Here is a 17,395-nt window from a genome sequence, read left to right on the forward strand (position 1 = left end):
GAGTCATCATGCAAGCCATCTCTTTCCGCGCGCTGGCCGCGCGCGGCATCGCCGCGACGGTCCTGGGCGCCGCGCTGTGCGCCGGGGCGTCCGCGCAATCCACTGTCGCGCGGGCGGCGCCGGCGCAATCACAATCTGGCGTGTCGCCGCTCGCGGCCGGCGAATATCGCTGGACCCTGGACGACGGCAACGGCGAGCCGCCATATGTGCTGCGGCTCTATGCGCAGCCCCTGCCCAGCGGCGATGTCGCGCTGACCGGCAGCCTGTTGCTGGACGACGCGGAGCTGGGCGCGCACGGTTCCGCGCGCCTGCGCGACGGCAAGCTGGTGCTGGACCTGACCGCCAGCGGCGGCGTGATGCGGGCGCCGCTCGACGACGGCAAGCGCGCGCTGTATCCGCAAGGCAAGGCGCCGGCGCGCGTCGATTCGGCGGGCTTCGCGACGATGCGCGCGGTGCTGGATCCGGCCACGCTGGACGGCGCGGCGCAGCGCTACCAGACCAATGTGGTCACGGGTCATCACGTGCAGGGACCGATGTACGCGAACAGCGTGATGCGCCGCAAACCCTGAGCCGGCGCGGCTTGCGTGGGCGGTGGCATGCTAAGGGAAAATACGCATGGCATGGCGCCGCCCGCTTCTTCAGAATGCATTCCAGACGCAAGATCGTCTCCGAATTCACGCCGACTGCCAGTGTTGCCAGTCAGGCGTAGGGCAAAAAGGCCCGAGCCGGTATATCCGGCTCGGGCCTTTTTGTTTTCCGTTTGCTTCTCGACTTCTTCACGATGGCGCAATGGCGCGCCGTGGGCGGAGCTTTGCCCGAAGAAACGAAAGCGCTGCGGTCGGGCGGTTGCCGTCGTGATTCGGCTGGCTCAGGCGGCTGCCCATTCCGGGCGGCCAGGGACCGGGCTTGCCTTCCGAAACGCACAGGAGCGCATTGATGAGCGAAACCAACCGCCGCCGCTTTCTGCAGCAAAGCGGCTCCCTGATCCTGATGAGCGCCGCGTCGGGCGTGACCGCGCTGCCGCGCATGGCATGGGCCCAGGACAACACCGTCAAGCTCGGGCTGCTGCATTCGCTGTCCGGCACCATCGCCATCGCCGAGGCTTCGCTGGTGGACGCCGAGAAGCTGGCCATCGAAGAGATCAACGCCGCCGGCGGCGTGATGGGCCGCCGCATCGATCCGGTGGTGGAGGACGGCGCCAGCGAGAACGCCGTGTTCGCCGAGAAGGCGCGCAAGCTGCTCGACCGCGACAAGGTCGCGGCCATCATCGGCTGCTATACCTCGGCCTCGCGCAAGGCGCTGCTGCCGGTATTGGCGCGCAGCAAGGGCCTGCTGTACTACCCGACCTACTACGAAGGCCAGGAGCAGGACGCGCGCGTGCTCTACCCGTCGCAGGAAGCCACGCAGTCGGTCATCGCCGCCGTTGAATGGATGGCGCGCGAGAAGGGCAAGAACTTCTTCCTGGTCGGTTCCGACTACATCTACCCGCGCACCTGCAACAAGATCGCCAAGCCCGCCATCGCCCGCATGGGCGCCAAGGTCGTGGGCGAGGAATACGCGCCGCTGGGTCACACCGAGTTCTCGTCCATCATCAACAAGATCAAGGCGGCCAAGCCCGAGTGCATCTACAGCACGGTGGTGGGCGGCTCCAACGTGGCCTTCTACAAGCAGCTGCGCGCCGCCGGCCTGGACGGCACGCGCGTGGTGCTGCTGTCGACCGTCGTGTCGGAAAACGAGATCGAGGGCATAGGCAAGGACAACGCCGCCGGCTACTACGCCTGCATGGGCTACTTCCAGAGCCTGAAGAACCCGGTCAACGAAAAGTTCGTGCAGGCCTTCAAGGCCAAGTACGGCCAGGACCGCGTGATCGGCGATCCGATGCAGGTGGCCTACAACAGTGTGCACCTGTGGAAGTTGGCGGTTGAAAAGGCCAAGTCCTTCGATCCGGACGCGGTGATCGCGGCTTCGGCCGGCCTGACGCTGGAGGCGCCGGAAGGCACGGTGCGCGTGCACGAGAAGAACCATCACGTGTGGAAGAAGGTGCGGGTGGGGCGCGCCCGGCCCGACGGGCAGTTCGACGTGGTGTGGGAATCGCCCGAGCTGATCGAGCCCAATCCCTTCCCGAAACTGTAGGCCCCTGGAGGCGCCGCGCGGCGCCCCGAGGAATCCCTGGCACGCGGCGGCGGCCGGCGCGGCGACGGCCGGCGGCGCGTCCGCCGGCCCGGCATGGAAGCAAACCATGAATCTCGATATCGCGGCAATGCAGCTGTTCAACGGCGTCAGCCTGTTCAGCATCCTTCTATTGATGGCGATCGGACTGGCCGTGGTGTTCGGCCTGATGGGCGTCATCAACATGGCGCACGGCGAGCTGATGGCGATGGGCGCCTACATCACCTATCTCGTGTCGCTGGGCTTTCATCGCTGGGCGCCGGGCTGGATGGACGTGTACCTGTTCGCGGCCATTCCGCTGGCCTTCGCCGCCACCTTCGTCTTCGGCTACATGCTGGAGCGCGGCTTCATACGCTGGTTCTACAACCGGCCGCTGGACACGCTGCTGGCCACCTGGGGCCTGAGCCTGATCCTGCAGCAGGCCTACCGTTCGCTGTTCGGCGCGCAGGAAGTCAGCGTGCCGCTGGCATCGTGGCTGAGCGGCGCCTGGGAACCGACGCCGGACCTGCAATTCCCGCTGAACCGCATCTTCATCCTGGGGCTGACGCTGCTGGTGTCCATCGCCGTGTACCTGCTGCTGTACCGCAGCGCCTGGGGCCTGCGGGTGCGCGCGGTGACGCAGAACCGCGCCATGGCGGGCGCGGTCGGCATCAATACGCGGCGCGTGGACGCTATGACCTTCGCGCTGGGTTCCGGCCTGGCGGGCATCGCCGGCTGCGTGTTCACCATGATCGGCTCGACCAATCCCGGCACCGGCCAGCTCTACATCGTCGATTCCTTCATCGTGGTGGTGTTCGGCGGCGTGCAGAGCCTGCTGGGCACGGCCTTCTCCGGCTTCGCCATCGCGCAGTCGCAGACCACGTTCGAATACCTGATGAGCGGTTCCATGGCCAAGGTGACCATCCTGGTGCTGGTCATCGTGGTGCTGTACTTCCGGCCCAACGGGCTGTTCGCCAGCAAGACGCGGGGGTGAGGCGATGAAGGCGATCTACCGTAGAACCGAAGTCATTTCCATCGCGCTGGTGGCGCTGGCCGTGCTGCTGGTCCTGCCGCTGGCGCTGGACCCGTTCCGCCTGAACCTGGTGGGCAAGTACATGGCCTTCGCCTTCGTCGCGATCGGCATCGTGCTGACCTGGGGCTACAGCGGCGTGCTGAGCCTGGGGCAGGGCATCTTCTTCGGCCTGGGCGGCTACATGATGGCCATGTTCCTGAAGCTGGAGGCCTCTGCGCCCGAGCTGCCGGACTTCATGGTCTGGAGCAGCGTGGACAGCCTGCCCGCCTGGTGGCAGCCGTTCCATTCGCTGGGCTGGACGCTGGCACTGATCCTGGTGTTGCCGGGCGCGGCGGCCTACCTGTTTTCCTACGCGATCTTCCGCAAGCGCGTGGGCGGCGTGTACTTCGCCATCGTCACGCTGGCGCTGGCCATGACGCTGACGGTGCTGATCATCGGGCAGCAGGGCGATACCGGCGGCGCCAACGGCATCACCGACTTCCGCACCCTGCTGGGCATGGACATCGTGGGCGACGAAGGCAAGCGCGTGCTGTACCTGGTCGAGGCCGTCTGCCTGACGCTGTGCATGCTGGCCGCGTTGGCGGTGGTGCGCAGCCGGCTGGGCAAGATCCTGATCGCCATCCGCGACCGCGAGGACCGGGTGCGCTTTTCCGGCTACGACACGGCGCACGTCAAGGCCTGCGTCTTCAGCGCGGCGGCCGTGCTGTCGTCCATCGGCGGGGCCTTCTTCACCTTGCAGGTGGGCCTGATCTCGCCGGGAGCCATCGGCGTGGTGGCCTCGATCGAGATGGTGATCTACGCGGCGGTCGGCGGCCGGCTGTCGATTCCCGGCGCGGTGGTCGGCGCGCTGCTGATCGGCTTCCTCAAGTCCTATCTGTCCGAGACCTTTCCCGAGGCCTGGCTGTATTTCCTGGGCGGGGTCTTCATCCTGGTGGTGGCCGCCATGCCCAACGGCCTGGCCGGCGTGGTGGGCCAGCTGCAGGCGCGACGCGCCGCAAGGAGCGCGCAATGAGCACGGCATTGGACCTGCAGGAGCCCCCCGCGATGGACATGAGCATGCAGGCCGACCGGCCTGGCGAAGGCGCGATCCTGAGCGTCGAGGACCTGACGGTGGTGTTCGACGGCTTCAAGGCGGTGGATGGATTGAGCCTGTCGGTGGCGCGCGACGAGCTGCGCGTGATCATCGGTCCCAACGGCGCGGGCAAGACCACGCTGCTGGACATGATCTGCGGCAAGACCCGGCCCACGTCGGGCCGGGTGATGTTCCAGGGCCGCGACCTGTCGCGCATGGCCGAGCACCAGATCGTGCGCGCCGGCGTGGGCCGCAAGTTCCAGACGCCCTCGGTCTACGAGGACCTGACGGTGCTGGAGAACTTCGAGATCTCGCTGCCGCGCGAGTACGGCGTGATGCGCTCGCTGCGCTTTCGCCGCACGGCCGCCGTGCGCGAGCGCATCGCGGCGATGGCGCAGCAGGTATTCCTGGCCGAGCGGCTGGCCGAGAAGGCGGGGCGCCTGAGCCACGGCCAGAAGCAATGGCTGGAGATCGGCATGCTGCTGATGCAGGAGCCGCGACTGTTGCTGCTGGACGAACCGGTGGCCGGCATGAGCCCGCGAGAGCGCGAGCAGACCGCCGAGCTGCTCGCGCGCATCGCGCGCGGCAAGTCCATGGTGGTGATCGAGCATGACATGGACTTCGTCAAGCGCATCGCCCACAAGGTCACGGTGCTGCACCAGGGGCGCCTGCTCAGCGAGGGCACGGTGCATGAGGTGCAGGCCGATCCGCGTGTGCGCGACGTGTACCTGGGCCATTGAGGAGACGCCATGTTCCAGATCGAGAACCTGAACGCGGGCTACGGCGAGTCGCAGGTGCTGCGCGATGTGTCCTTCGGCGTTGCGCCGCGCGAGTCGGTGGCGGTGATGGGCCGCAACGGCATGGGCAAGACCACGCTGCTGAAGGCGCTGATCGGCATGCTGCCGGCGCGCTCGGGCAGCATCCGGCTTGAAGGGCGCGAGCTGGCGGGGCTGGAAAGCTACCAGCGCGTGCGCAGCGGCCTGGCCTTCGTGCCGCAGGGCCGCATGATCTTTCCCTTCCTGACGGTGGAGCAGAACATCCTGGCCGGCGCCGGCGAGCGCGGCGCGCGCACGGTGCCGGAATACCTGTACCGCTTCTTTCCGGTGCTCAAGGAGATGCGGGCGCGCAAGGGCGGAAATCTGTCCGGCGGCCAGCAGCAGCAGCTGGCGATCGCGCGGGCGCTGATGTCCGAGCCCAAGGTGCTGATCCTGGACGAACCCACGGAAGGCATACAGCCTTCCATCATCAAGGACATCGCGCGCGTGCTCAATGAGCTGCGGCGCGAGCGCGGCTTCGCGGTCGTGGTGTCCGAGCAGATGCTGAGCTTCGCGCTGGACCTGGCCGACCGCTTCCTGGTGATCGACCGGGGCCGCATCGTGCACGAGGAAGCGCGCGAGACGCTGGACCAGGACAAGGTCAGGTCTTTCCTGGCGGTATGACCGCCAAACTACGAGGAGCATTGTCATGAGACACGGAGATATCTCCAGCAGCAACGATTGCGTCGGCGTGGCCGTGGTGAACTACAAGATGCCGCGCCTGCACACCAAGGCCGAGGTGATGGACAACGCCCGCAAGATCGCCGATATGGTCGTGGGCATGAAACGCGGCCTGCCGGGCATGGATCTGGTGATCTTCCCCGAGTACTCCACCCACGGCATCATGTACGACGCCAAGGAGATGTACGACACCGCGTCCGCCATCCCGGGCGAGGAAACCGCGATCTTCGCCGACGCCTGCCGCAAGGCCAACGTCTGGGGCGTGTTCTCGCTGACCGGCGAGCGCCACGAAGAGCATCCGAACAAGGCGCCCTACAACACGCTGATCCTGATGAACAACAAGGGCGAGATCGTGCAGAAGTACCGCAAGATCATGCCCTGGGTGCCGATCGAGGGCTGGTATCCGGGTGATTGCACCTACGTTTCCGAAGGCCCCAAGGGCATGAAGATCAGCCTCATCATCTGCGACGACGGCAACTACCCCGAGATCTGGCGCGACTGCGCCATGCGCGGCGCCGAGCTGATCGTGCGCTGCCAGGGCTATATGTACCCGGCCAAGGACCAGCAGGTCATGGTGTCCAAGGCCATGGCCTGGATGAACAACGTCTACGTGGCCGTGGCCAACGCGGCCGGTTTCGACGGCGTGTATTCGTACTTCGGACACTCGGCCATCATCGGCTTCGACGGCCGCACGCTGGGCGAATGCGGCGAGGAGGATATGGGCATCCAGTACGCCGAGCTGTCCACCAGCCTGATCCGCGACGCGCGCAAGAACATGCAGTCGCAGAACCACCTGTTCAAGCTGGTGCATCGCGGCTACACCGGCAAGATCAATTCCGGCGAGGAAGCCAACGGCGTGGCCGCCTGCCCGTACAACTTCTACGCCAACTGGATCAACGACCCCGAAGGCACGCGCAAGATGGTCGAGTCCTTCACCCGCACGACCGTGGGCACGCCCGAATGCCCGATCGAGGGACTGCCCAACGAGGCCGCGCGGCATCGTTGAATGCCGCGAGTCCTGATCATCCCGTTCCGCATGGCGCGGAACGGGTCACGCCTGGAGGAACGCAAACGTGCCGTCCCCGCTCGATGACTACCGGATCGCCGAGGAACCCTTCTACCGTCCCGCCGGCGGCGAGGTCGCGCTGTACGAGCGCGCCTACGCGCACCGCATGCCGCTGATCCTGAAGGGGCCGACTGGCTGCGGCAAGACCCGCTTCGTGGAATACATGGCCTGGAAGCTGGGCCGGCCGCTGGTGACGCTGGCCTGCAACGAGGACATGACCGCGTCCGACCTGATCGGGCGCTATCTGCTGGATGCCGGCGGCACCGCCTGGCATGACGGGCCGCTGACCCAGGCCGTGCGCCACGGCGGCATCTGCTACCTGGACGAGGTGGTCGAGGCGCGCCAGGACACCACCGTGGTCATCCACCCGCTGACCGACGCGCGCCGCGTGCTGCCGCTGGACAAGAAGGGCGAGCTGGTGCGCGCGCATCCCGACTTCCAGCTGGTGGTGTCGTACAACCCCGGCTACCAGAGCAGCGCCAAGGACATGAAGGCCTCGACGCGGCAGCGCTTTGCCGCGCTGGAGTTCGGCTATCCCGAGCCGGCGCTGGAGGCCGAGATCGTGGCCCATGAATCCGGCATCGACGGCGCGCTGGCCGCGCGCCTGGTGCGCATCGCCGAGGGCTCGCGCGCGCTGCGCGACCGTGGCCTGGACGAGGGCGCGTCCACCCGCATGCTGATCTATGCCGGCGTGCTGATTCGCGATGGCGTCAGCCCGGCGGACAGCTGCGACATGACCATGACGCACGCGCTGACCGACGATCCCGACATGGCGGCCGCCTTGCGCGCCTTGATCGACGCGAACCTGGAATGACGGCCATGCGCGCGCCGCCGCCTTCCTGGGATGACACCACGCCGGCCGGCGTGGGCGCCGCCGGTCCGCTGGCAGGCGCCGTGGCGGACAAGCTGCGGCGACTGTCGGCCAGCCGGGGCGCGGCCCAGGCCGACGAAGCCTGGCGCTGGATCCAGGCGCTGCATGAGGAAGACCCCGAATGCGCCCAGGCCGTGGCCGAGCGGCTGGACCTGCTGATGGCGCGGCTGAGCGCCGGCGGCCTGGGACGCTGGGTGCTGGCGGGCCTGCGCCGACACGAGCGCGCGCCGGCCGCGCAGCGCGCCTATTTCCAGCTGCGCGATCCCTATGCGCGCGAGGCGCTGCATGGCGAGGCCGCCGCGCGCGAGCTGGAAGCCTTGCAGGCGCCGCTGTCGTATCTGCTGACCGGCCTGTCGCGACGCGCGATGACGGTGGAGCCGCAGCGCCGCCAGTCGCTGTTCGGTCCCCCGTCGCGGCCCATCCTGACCGCCACGCACCTGCTGGCGCCGGACAGCTACACGGTGCTGGACGGCGTCGACCGCTGGGCGCTGTACCGCGCCGCCGTGGCGCACGCGGCCGCGCACCGCCTGTATTCGCGCGCCGCGCAACCGACGGGCGCGCTCAAGCCGCTGGCGCTGGCCGTGGTGTCGGCGATCGAGGACGCGCGCGTCGAGTGCCTGCTGTGCGCCGCCTTTCCCGGCGCGCGCCGCTGGTTCCGCCCTTTCGTGCCGCCGGCGCCCGATCCCGCCGACCTGAGCTACGCCGCGCTGGCGCGGCGGCTGGACCGCGTGCTGATGGATCCGGCGCTGGCCGATGACAACCACTGGGTCAACAAGGCGCGCGACCTGTTCGAGGCGCAGCCGGATCTGGGCGATGCCGCCGCGTTCCGCCGGCTGGCCTCGGTGCTGGCCAATGACCTGGGGCAGATGCGGGTGCGCTTCAATCCGCAGCAGCACGCCGTGCCGGTGCCGTACCGCGATGACAATTCCTATCTGTGGGACCACGGTGAATCGGCCCAGCCGCCGCCCGAGGCGCATGCGCTGACCGCCCGGGGCGCGCGCCAGGACGCGCCGCCGCCCACGGACGCGTCGCCGCCGGACAGCGCGCCGCCGGAGGCCGCCGCGCCCGCCGAGCTGGCGCGCCACGCCTACCCGGAATGGGACTACCGGTTGGGCCGCGCGCGGCCGGACTGGAGCACGGTGATCGAGCGCGCCGCGCCCGGCCCCGTTACCGGCGCGGCCGGCGGCGCGGCGCGGCACAAGGTCGCGCTGGCGCAGTCGCGGCGCTTGAACCGGGGCCGCCGGCTGCGGCGCCAGTGGGAGGGCGACGACATCGACCTGAACGCCGCCATCGAGGTGCTGGTCGACCGGCGGCTGGATCTGGCGCCGGACGCGCGCCTGTTCATGCGGCCCGGTCGCCAGCCCTGCCGCTGCGCCACGCTGGTGCTGCTGGACCTGTCGGAGTCGGCCAACGACCTGGCGGCGTCGGGCGGGCTCACGGTGCTGGATCTGGAGAAACGCGCGGCGCTGCTGCTGGCGGGTTCGCTGGCCGGCAGCGGCGACGGCGTGGCCGTGCATGGTTTTTCTTCCGACACGCGGGCGGCGGTGGACTACGTGCGGCTGCTGGATTTCGGCGAATCGCCGCTGGGGCCGGCCGCCGGCCGCGTCGAGGCCGCCCGCGCGCGCCATTCGACCCGGCTGGGCGCGGCGTTGCGCCACGCCGGCGAACTGGCGCTGCGCGCCGACGCGGAACGCCATGCCATCGTGGTGGTGACCGACGGCGAGCCCTCGGACGTGGACGTGCACGATCCGCGCTACCTGGTCGAGGACGCGCGCGCCGCCGCGCTGGCCTTGCGCCGCCGTGGCCTGAGGGTGCACTGCCTGGCGCTGGATGCGCGCGCCGCGCCGCAGCTGCGCGCCATGTTCGGCGCGGGCGGCTACCAGCTCGTGACCAATCCGGCCAGGCTGGCCGCCGCGCTGGCGCGCGCCTACGCCCGCATCGCCGCCGGCTGACCCCCAGGAATCCTCGTGTTGACGCCGCTGCCGCCCATGTTGAAACTGACGCGATCGAACCCGGAGCGGCCTGCGCGTCCGCGCAGGCCCTGACTATGGCGAACAAAGATCCTATCCGCGTGGGCGTGCTGTTCTCGGAAACAGGGGCCACATCGACCATCGGTCGCTCGCAGCTGCAGGGCACGCTGCTGGCCATCGACGAGATCAACGAGGGCGGCGGGGTGGACGGCCGCGAGATCGTGCCGGTGCGCTACGACCCGTGCTCGGATCCGGCCACCTACAGCGTGCTGGCCGAAAGGCTGATCACGCAGGACCGCGTCAACGTGATCTTCGGCTGCTACATGTCCAGCAGCCGCAAGGCCGTGCTGCCGGTGGTGGAAAAGTGGAACAAGCTGCTGTTCTATCCCACGCTGTACGAGGGCTTCGAGTTCTCGAACAACATCATCTACACCGGCGCCGCGCCCAACCAGAACAGCGTGCAGTTGGCCGAGTTCATGACGGCCAATTTCGGCGCGCGCGTCTACCTGATCGGCTCGGACTACATCTATCCGTACGAGTCCAACCGCATCATGGGCGAGCTGGTGCTGCAGCGCCAGGACAGCGCCAAGCTGGGCGAGCGCTACGTGGCGTTGAACGCCACCGAGCGCGACTACCGCGAGATTCTGGACGACATCCGCAACAAGCGGCCGGACTTCATCTTCTCGACCGTGGTCGGCAATTCCACCGCCTGCCTGTACCGCGCCTATGCCGACGCCGGCTTCGATCCCAAGACCATGCCGATCGCCAGCCTGACCACGTCCGAGGCCGAGCTGTCCCAGATGGAGCCGGCGGTGGCGGCCGGGCATTTCACGTCGGCGCCGTACTTCCAGTCCATCGATTCCGACATCAACCGGCGCTGCCTGGAGCGATTGCGGCGGCGCTTCGGCGAAGACTGCGTGCCCAATCTGTGCTGGGAGGCGGCCTACTTCCAGATGCACATCTTCGCCAACGCCTACCGCGACACCGGCACCGACGAGATCGCGCAGATCCTGCCGCGCGTGCTGCAAAGCGAATTCTCGGCGCCGCAGGGCCGCGTGCGCATCGACCCGACCAATCATCACACCTGCCTGTACCCGCGCGTCGGCCGGGTCAACGCCAAGGGGCAATTCACCATCGTGCGCGAGGCCACGCGGCCCGTGCATCCCGATCCGTACCTGGTCACCCATTCGCTGGGCGACTGGACGGCCACCCTCAGCTCGCTGGAGATCTGATGGGGGAGCCCGCCAGCCGCCAGCGCGCGGTGCGCGCGACGCCTTCCCTGCTCAAGGACCTGCGCACGCTGCGCATCGCCGTCTACCATCCGGACGATGCCGATGGCCGCCAGCTGACGCAGCAGTTGCAGCGCATCGGCTGTCAGGTGCAGACCTTCTGGCCGCCGGCGCCGACCTTGCCGGAAGGGCTGGACGTGGTGTTCCTGGCCGTGCGGCCGGACGTGATCGACCTGGGTTTCGAGTGGGCCAAGAGCGAGGACGCGCCGATGGTGATCGCCATCGTCACCTACGAGAATCCGACCATCGTCGAGGCCGTGCTGCGCATCGGCGCCAAGGCCGTGCTGCCCTCGCCGGTGCGCTCGTTCGGCCTCCTGTCCTCGCTGGTGGTGGCGCGGCAGGTCTATGACGACATCAAGTCGCACGCGCGCCGGTTGCGCAAGCTGGAGGGCAAGCTGCTGGGCGCGCGCCGCATCGCCGAGGCCAAGAGCATCCTGATGCGCACGCGCAATGTGACCGAGGGCCAGGCCTACGACCTGATCCGCGAGCAGGCCATGAACAAGCGCGTGACCACCGAGGAAATCGCCGGTGCCATCGTCAACGCCAACGAGATCCTGTCGCTGGGCAAGTAGGCTGCCGGCCGGAACGATTCAGGCGTTCAATACTTGCCCGACAGCAGTTCGCCGGCGTCCGGCACGCGCGTGTCCAGGCCCAGTTCCTGCAGCATGCGGTAGACGGTGGCGGCGGCGGCCGTCACCACCGGCAGGCCGAGACGGTCCTGCGTGGGCTGGATCGAGGCCAGCGAGGGCATCTGCACGCAGGCCGACAGCACCACCGCGTCCACGCCGCGCGTGTCCAGCCGCTTCACATGCTCGGCCGGCGCCAGCGGATCCTGCGCGCCGACCTTCAGGTTGTCGGGGATCTCCAGCGACAGGCTGTCGTGGACCTCGATGCCTTCATGCTCGATGTAGTCCACCACCAGCTTGGTCAGCGGCTTCATGTAGGGCGTGAGGATGGCGACCTTGCGCGCGCCGATGGCGTGCAGGCCCTCGACCAGCGCGCCCGCGCTGGAGATCACCGGCGCCGCGCCGCCGTTGGCGACCGTGGCCTGATGCAGGCGTTCCTGCGACACGCGGTGATAGCCCAGGCCCTGGCTCATGATGGCCACCAGGCAGGCATAGCCCAGCACGTCGACGCGCGCGTCGGACAGTTCCTGCGCGCAGCGGTCGGACTCGCGGTCCATCGAGGCCAGCTCGGCCGCCGTCACCTGCTTCATGCGCATGCGGCTGGAATGGAAGGTGTAGCGCTCGGGCGCGAGGGCTTCGCGGCGGCGCAGCATGGCGGGGATCTCGGTTTCCATCGTGGTGTTGGAGCTGGGCACGATCTGGCCGATGCGGATGTTGCGCGGGGAGGCGGACATGGAAGGTCTCCGGAGATTCTTGGAATGGCTGCGCGTTTCCGGCCTATGTCCGCGTGATGTCAGGATCGGCGGACTGTCAGGGCCGCAGGGGCCGGCGCGTCAGGGTCGGGTTTATTCTGCTCGCCGGAATTGATACTTTCCAATATAGTTTTTGTCTGGTTTCATATCTTTGGCAAATCATTCGCCGTCGCCCGGCCCTACGCTCCCCGTCATGGAACTCCGCCAACTGCGCTACTTCGCCGTGCTGGCCGAAGAACTGAACTTCACCCGCGCGGCGGCGCGCCTGCATATCTCACAGCCGCCGCTCAGCCTGCAGATCGCGCAGCTGGAGCGCGAGCTGGAGGTCAAGCTGTTCGACCGCAGCAACCGCCGGGTGGCCTTGACCGAGGCCGGCGCGGCGTTCCTGAATGACGTGCGCGGCACGCTCGCCGGTCTCAAGGACGCCACGGTGCGGGTGCGCGCGGTGGACCAGGGCAGGGCGGGGCGGGTCGAGATCGGCTTGTCCGGCTCGCACTTCATGGGGCCGGTGCCGGCGCTGATCGCGCGCCATGCCGCCAGTCATCCGCAGGTTTCGGTGCTGCTGAACGAGATGAACCCGGCGGCGCAGCTGGAGGCGCTGCGCGGGCATCGCATCGACGTCAGCATCTCGCGCACGGCGGTCGATGATGGCGAATTGCAATCGCTGGCGCTGTGGCCCGATCCGGTGGTGGTGGCGTTGCCCGCCGGCCACCGCCTGGCCGGCCGCAGGCGCCTGGCATTGGCCGATCTGTCGCGCGAGGCGTTCGTGATGCTGCGCACGGACACGTCTGCCTTTGCTCGCGAACTGGCCGATACCTGCGCTCGCGCCGGCCTGGCGCAATCGGTGACGCAGCGCGTGGCCGAAGTGCCGGCGCAGCTGGCGCTGGTGGCGGCCGGGCTGGGCGTGGCGCTGGTGCCGCGGTCGGCCTGCGGCCACTTCGGCGCGCGCATCGCCGTGTGCGCGCTGTCCGCCACGGCGGGCAGCGGCACGGTCTACGCGGTCACGCGCCGCGACGATGGCAATCGCGCGTTGCAGTCGTTCCTGCGCACGGCGGCACAGATGGCGGCGCGCCCGGCGCGCTGACGGGGCGGACGCTCTTCTGCGCAGGCGAAGCCGCTCCTCCAGATTCCGGAATAGGCATTTCGCGGCATCGCGGCCACACTCTTTTGCACGAGCTGATCAGTCCAAGGATCACGCAGGGAGACAAGCATGCCGCACCCGCAACGCTGGCTGGCCGCCGGCGCGCTGCTGTTCGCCATGGCGGGCCCCGCCCGCGCGGCGTGGCCCGAACGGCCCATCACCCTCATCGTGCCGGCCTCGCCCGGCGGCACCACCGATATCGCGGCGCGCCTGATCGCCGACAAGCTGGCCGCGAAACTGGGCCAGCAGATCATCGTGGAGAACCGCGCCGGCGCCGCCGGCATCATCGGCGCGCAGACGCTGACGCGCGCCAAGCCTGACGGCTATACGGTGCTGATGGGGAACATCGGCCCCAACGCCATCAACTATGCGCTCTACCAGACGCTGCCCTACCAACCGGCCGACTTTGTGCCGGTGACGCTGGTGATCTCGGTCCCCAACGTGCTGGTGGTCAACGAGGCGTCGCCCGCGCGCAGCGTGGCCGACCTGCTGGCCCAGGCGAAGCAGGATCCGGGCCAGGTCTCGTTCGGCAGTTCGGGCACGGGCCAATCGCCGCACCTGTCGGCCGAACTTTTCAAGCAGCGCGCCGGCATCGGCGGAACCCATGTGCCGTACAAGGGCGCCGGCCCGGCGGTCGCTGCGTTGCTGGGCCGGCAGTTCACGTTCATGATCGACAACCTGCCCAGTTCCATGCCCTACATCCAGTTGGGCAAGCTGCGCGCCCTGGCCGTCACCAGCGAACGGCGCCTGGCGGAATTGCCCGATGTGCCCACGATGGCCGAGGCCGGCGTGCCCGACATGGTGGTCACCGCCTGGTTCGGCCTGGTGGCGCCGGCCGGCACGCCCGCCGCCGTCATCGACACGCTCCAGGCCACCACCCGCGACGTGGTGCGCAGCCCCGACATCGCCGCACGCTTTCGCGCCATGGGTGGACAGCCCGGCGGCAACACGCCGGCCGAGTTCGCCGCTTTTATCGACCAGGAGCGCGTCCGCTGGAAGCGGATCGTGGACACCGCCGGCCTCGTCCAGGAGCAATGAGTGATTGACAAGATTCAGGCTTCCATGATGAATGCCGTGGCCGTCATCACGGACGGCGCCAGCGTGCTGGTGGGCGGCTTCGGCGAAGCCGGCGTGCCATACGAGCTGCTGCATTGCCTGGCCGAACTTGGCCGGCGCGACCTGACCGTCATTGCCAACAACGCCGGCACCCATGACCGCGGCATCGCCGCGTTGCTCAACCGCCGGCTGGTGCGCAAGATCATCTGCTCGCATCCCCGTCCGCCCAATTCCGAGGCCTTCGCCCGCGCCTTCCGCGCCGGCGAGGTGGAACTGGAGTGCGTGCCGCAAGGCACCCTGGCCGAACGCCTGCGCGCGGCCGGGGCAGGCCTCGGGCCGTTCTACACGCCCACCGGCTATGGCACCGAACTGGCGCAGGGACGCCGCCAGGAAGTGATCGACGGCGTCGGCTACGTGCTCGAACAGCCGCTGCGCGGCGACTACGCGCTGATCCGCGCGCACCAGGGCGATCGCTGGGGCAATCTGATGTACCGCCATGCCGCGCGCAATTTCAATCCGGTGATGTGCATGGCCGCGGGCCATGCCATCGCCCAGGTCGACGAAGTGGTGGCGCTGGGTACGCTCGTGCCCGAGCACATCATGACGCCCGGCCTGTTCGTGCAAACCGTGGTGCGCGTGGAGACCTGACATGCCGACGATCATCCCCCTGACCCGCCAGCAGGTCGCGCAATTGTTGGCCGGCGACATACCGGACGGCTCGGTCGTCAACCTCGGCATCGGCATGCCGACCCTGGTCGGCGACTACCTGCCGCCCGACAAGGAGATTCTGCTGCACAGCGAGAACGGCATCACCGGCATGGGGCCCGCGGCGGCGGGAGCGGCGGTCGATCCCGACTTGATCAACGCCAGCCGCCAGCCCATCACCCTGCTGCCGGGCGCGTCCATTACCGAGCACACGGTGTCCTTCGCCATGATGCGAGGCGGCCATCTCGACTACGCCGTGCTCGGCGCCTTCCAGGTGTCGGCGCGTGGCGACCTGGCCAACTGGAAGACCGACGCCGCCGATGCCATTCCGGCTGTCGGCGGCGCCATGGACCTGGCCGTCGGGGCGCGACAGGTACTGGCCATGATGGAACACCGCGGCCGCGATGGCGCGCCCAAGATCCTGCGCCAATGCCGCTATCCGCTCACCGGCGCCGGCGTCGTCACGCGCATCTACACCGACCTGGCCGTCATCGACGTGACGCCCGGCGGCCTGCGCGTCCACGCCGCGCTGCAGGGCGTCAGCGCGGAGGACTTGCAGGCCGCCACCGAAGCGCCCTTGCTGTTTGCCGCGACGCCGCGCGTCATCGCGCTGGACGCCGCAGGCGTGCCGCGCTACGCCTGATCCTGCGGGAGCCTCTCATGTACCGTTCCATCCTGACCGCTCTTGCCTTCGCCGCCGGCCTGCTGTGCGCCACCTCGGCCGGGGCCGGCGCCTACCCCGACAAGCCGATCACGCTGCTGATCCCCTATCCGCCCGGCGGCAGCGCCGACATGCTGGCGCGGCCGCTCGGCGCGGCCTTGCAGAAGACATGGAACCAGCCCGTGGTGCTGGAATACAAGCCCGGCGCCGGCGGCGCCATCGCTTCGGCGCAATTGGTCCGCGCCAAGCCCGACGGCTACACCTTGTTGATGGTGCTGGCCGCCCACACGATCAACCCCAGTCTCTACCCCTCGCTGCCCTACGACACGCGCCGTGACTTCGCCCCGGTCTCGCTGGTCGCGACCTTGCCCATGCTGGTTTCGGCCCCGCTGTCCACGCCGGCCAACAACATCCCCGAACTCATCGACCATGCCAGGCAGCACCCCGGCAAGCTCAGCTTCGCCTCGGCCGGCAACGGCAACACCAGCCACCTGGCCGCCGAAATGTTCAAGCACCAGACCGGCGTGGACATGCTGCACGTTCCCTACAAGGGCAGCGGCCCCGCCGTCGTCGCCCTGCTAGGCGGGGAAGTCTCGCTGATGTTCGACAGCATCTCCACCTCGTTGCCGCAAGTCCAGTCCGGGAAACTCAAGGCCCTGGCCGTCACCGGCGAGCGCCGTTCGCCCCTGCTGCCCGACGTTCCCACCGTCGCTGAAGCCGTTCCCGGCTTCGTCGTCAACGGCTGGTACGGCATCCTGGCTCCTGCCGCTACCCCGCCTGCCATCCTGGACACCGTCAGCACTGCCATCGCCGCCGCCATCAACACCCCCGACCTGAAGGCCCAGCTCAACAGCTACGGGTATGAAACCGTGGGCTCCACCCCTGCCGCCTTCGCCGCTCATATCGGCAGGGAACTGGACACCTGGAAGCAAGCCGTCGAGGTCTCCGGCGCAAAACTGAACTGACGCTCAGGCACCGAAGCTGCATATTTCAGACAACACGTCGTTGCATTGGCAAGTGCATCAATACCGGATGTCAGCCATCACATCCGCGAAGGCGTCATCACCGAACGCAAGACACCGCATAAGCCTCAAGAGGCCGCCCGCGCGGCCGACTTGAGGCGGACAACGCAAGATCCTCCATCTTGCCGCGACTGACCGCCAACATGCCAGGCACGTATCCCGTCCCAGCGACCGTGACCAGACTTCATCGTGAGCGTGTGGCGGGGCCGGCGGGGATGGCGGGGCGTGTAGATGCGCCCGAGGGAATCTGAAGGGAAGGCCGAAGGCCTGGACGAAGATGACGAAGGGGCAGTCCGGAGCGCAGGCTCCGGACCGCAATCGTAGCCCCGCCATCCCCGCCGGCCCCGCCACGCGCGGCTAAAGAACACGGCAGCCCAAAAGAACACGGCAGCCCAAATGAAGGAGGGCCTTCACACAAAAAAAGAAGGCCCTCTCAAAAACTCACCCCAACGACAACACGCAATCCAGCATCTCGGGCTCCCTCAAG

At 68.5% G+C, this 17,395-nt stretch carries 17 protein-coding genes; 16 read left to right on the forward strand and 1 reads right to left on the reverse strand.

The window, feature by feature from the left end; all coding sequences use genetic code 11:
- Nucleotides 1–8 precede the first annotated feature (8 nt).
- The 11 genes from KDH83_RS06750 (at nucleotide 9) to KDH83_RS06800 (ending at nucleotide 11,517) form a co-directional block, all read left to right on the forward strand.
- Nucleotides 9–569: a hypothetical protein gene (locus KDH83_RS06750; protein WP_212313748.1), complete on the forward strand. Its 561-nt coding sequence runs from the start codon at nucleotides 9–11 to the stop codon at nucleotides 567–569.
- A 367-nt stretch (nucleotides 570–936) separates the two neighbouring features.
- The gene (urtA, locus tag KDH83_RS06755) at nucleotides 937–2,133 is read left to right on the forward strand and encodes an urea ABC transporter substrate-binding protein (protein ID WP_212313750.1); all 1,197 of its coding nucleotides are present in this window, start codon (nucleotides 937–939) and stop codon (nucleotides 2,131–2,133) included.
- A gap of 106 nt (nucleotides 2,134–2,239) precedes the next feature.
- On the forward strand, nucleotides 2,240–3,142 hold the full coding sequence (gene urtB, locus KDH83_RS06760) for an urea ABC transporter permease subunit UrtB (RefSeq protein ID WP_212313752.1): 903 nt from the start codon (nucleotides 2,240–2,242) through the stop codon (nucleotides 3,140–3,142).
- Between the two features lie 4 nt (nucleotides 3,143–3,146).
- The gene (gene urtC / locus KDH83_RS06765) at nucleotides 3,147–4,193 is read left to right on the forward strand and encodes an urea ABC transporter permease subunit UrtC (protein ID WP_212313754.1); all 1,047 of its coding nucleotides are present in this window, start codon (nucleotides 3,147–3,149) and stop codon (nucleotides 4,191–4,193) included.
- A 38-nt stretch (nucleotides 4,194–4,231) separates the two neighbouring features.
- Complete coding sequence (gene urtD, locus KDH83_RS06770; protein ID WP_212313777.1) at nucleotides 4,232–4,993, forward strand: urea ABC transporter ATP-binding protein UrtD; 762 nt, start codon at nucleotides 4,232–4,234, stop codon at nucleotides 4,991–4,993.
- Nucleotides 4,994–5,002: 9 nt separating this feature from the next.
- Entirely contained in the window at nucleotides 5,003–5,692 is a 690-nt protein-coding gene (gene urtE, locus KDH83_RS06775) for an urea ABC transporter ATP-binding subunit UrtE (RefSeq protein ID WP_212313756.1), read from the forward strand.
- 25 nt (nucleotides 5,693–5,717) lie between these two features.
- Nucleotides 5,718–6,755 (forward strand): aliphatic amidase, encoded by a 1,038-nt coding sequence (locus KDH83_RS06780; protein WP_212313758.1) that lies wholly within the window; start codon nucleotides 5,718–5,720, stop codon nucleotides 6,753–6,755.
- A gap of 67 nt (nucleotides 6,756–6,822) precedes the next feature.
- The gene (locus tag KDH83_RS06785) at nucleotides 6,823–7,629 is read left to right on the forward strand and encodes a CbbQ/NirQ/NorQ/GpvN family protein (protein WP_212313760.1); all 807 of its coding nucleotides are present in this window, start codon (nucleotides 6,823–6,825) and stop codon (nucleotides 7,627–7,629) included.
- A 5-nt stretch (nucleotides 7,630–7,634) separates the two neighbouring features.
- Nucleotides 7,635–9,638, forward strand: coding sequence for a VWA domain-containing protein (locus KDH83_RS06790; protein WP_212313763.1), 2,004 nt, complete (start codon nucleotides 7,635–7,637; stop codon nucleotides 9,636–9,638).
- A gap of 95 nt (nucleotides 9,639–9,733) precedes the next feature.
- Nucleotides 9,734–10,888, forward strand: a complete 1,155-nt coding sequence (locus KDH83_RS06795; RefSeq protein WP_212313764.1) for a transporter substrate-binding domain-containing protein — start codon at nucleotides 9,734–9,736, stop codon at nucleotides 10,886–10,888.
- Nucleotides 10,888–11,517 (forward strand): ANTAR domain-containing protein, encoded by a 630-nt coding sequence (locus KDH83_RS06800; RefSeq protein ID WP_212313765.1) that lies wholly within the window; start codon nucleotides 10,888–10,890, stop codon nucleotides 11,515–11,517. Before KDH83_RS06795 ends, KDH83_RS06800 begins: the two co-directional genes overlap by 1 nt.
- 26 nt (nucleotides 11,518–11,543) lie before the next feature.
- Here the strand turns inward: KDH83_RS06800 and KDH83_RS06805 are convergent, their stop codons facing one another.
- The gene (locus KDH83_RS06805; protein ID WP_212313766.1) at nucleotides 11,544–12,305 is read right to left on the reverse strand and encodes an aspartate/glutamate racemase family protein; all 762 of its coding nucleotides are present in this window, start codon (nucleotides 12,303–12,305) and stop codon (nucleotides 11,544–11,546) included.
- 211 nt (nucleotides 12,306–12,516) lie between these two features.
- Here KDH83_RS06805 and KDH83_RS06810 point away from each other — a divergent pair, with 211 nt between their 5' ends.
- The 5 genes from KDH83_RS06810 (at nucleotide 12,517) to KDH83_RS06830 (ending at nucleotide 16,851) form a co-directional block, all read left to right on the forward strand.
- Complete coding sequence (locus KDH83_RS06810) at nucleotides 12,517–13,407, forward strand: LysR substrate-binding domain-containing protein (protein WP_212313767.1); 891 nt, start codon at nucleotides 12,517–12,519, stop codon at nucleotides 13,405–13,407.
- A 126-nt stretch (nucleotides 13,408–13,533) separates the two neighbouring features.
- Nucleotides 13,534–14,502 (forward strand): tripartite tricarboxylate transporter substrate binding protein, encoded by a 969-nt coding sequence (locus KDH83_RS06815; protein ID WP_212313768.1) that lies wholly within the window; start codon nucleotides 13,534–13,536, stop codon nucleotides 14,500–14,502.
- On the forward strand, nucleotides 14,503–15,168 hold the full coding sequence (locus KDH83_RS06820; RefSeq protein ID WP_212313769.1) for a 3-oxoacid CoA-transferase subunit A: 666 nt from the start codon (nucleotides 14,503–14,505) through the stop codon (nucleotides 15,166–15,168). It begins immediately after the preceding gene.
- 1 nt (nucleotide 15,169) lies between these two features.
- Nucleotides 15,170–15,868 carry a 3-oxoacid CoA-transferase subunit B gene (locus KDH83_RS06825; RefSeq protein WP_212313771.1) on the forward strand — a complete coding sequence of 233 codons (699 nt, stop codon included), beginning with the start codon at nucleotides 15,170–15,172 and terminating at the stop codon, nucleotides 15,866–15,868.
- A gap of 17 nt (nucleotides 15,869–15,885) precedes the next feature.
- Entirely contained in the window at nucleotides 15,886–16,851 is a 966-nt protein-coding gene (locus KDH83_RS06830) for a tripartite tricarboxylate transporter substrate binding protein (protein WP_212313773.1), read from the forward strand.
- The last annotated feature ends 544 nt before the right edge of the window (nucleotides 16,852–17,395 follow it).

Origin of the sequence: Achromobacter sp. Marseille-Q0513, from assembly GCF_018195695.1 — a bacterium.
Classification (GTDB): domain Bacteria; phylum Pseudomonadota; class Gammaproteobacteria; order Burkholderiales; family Burkholderiaceae_B; genus Achromobacter.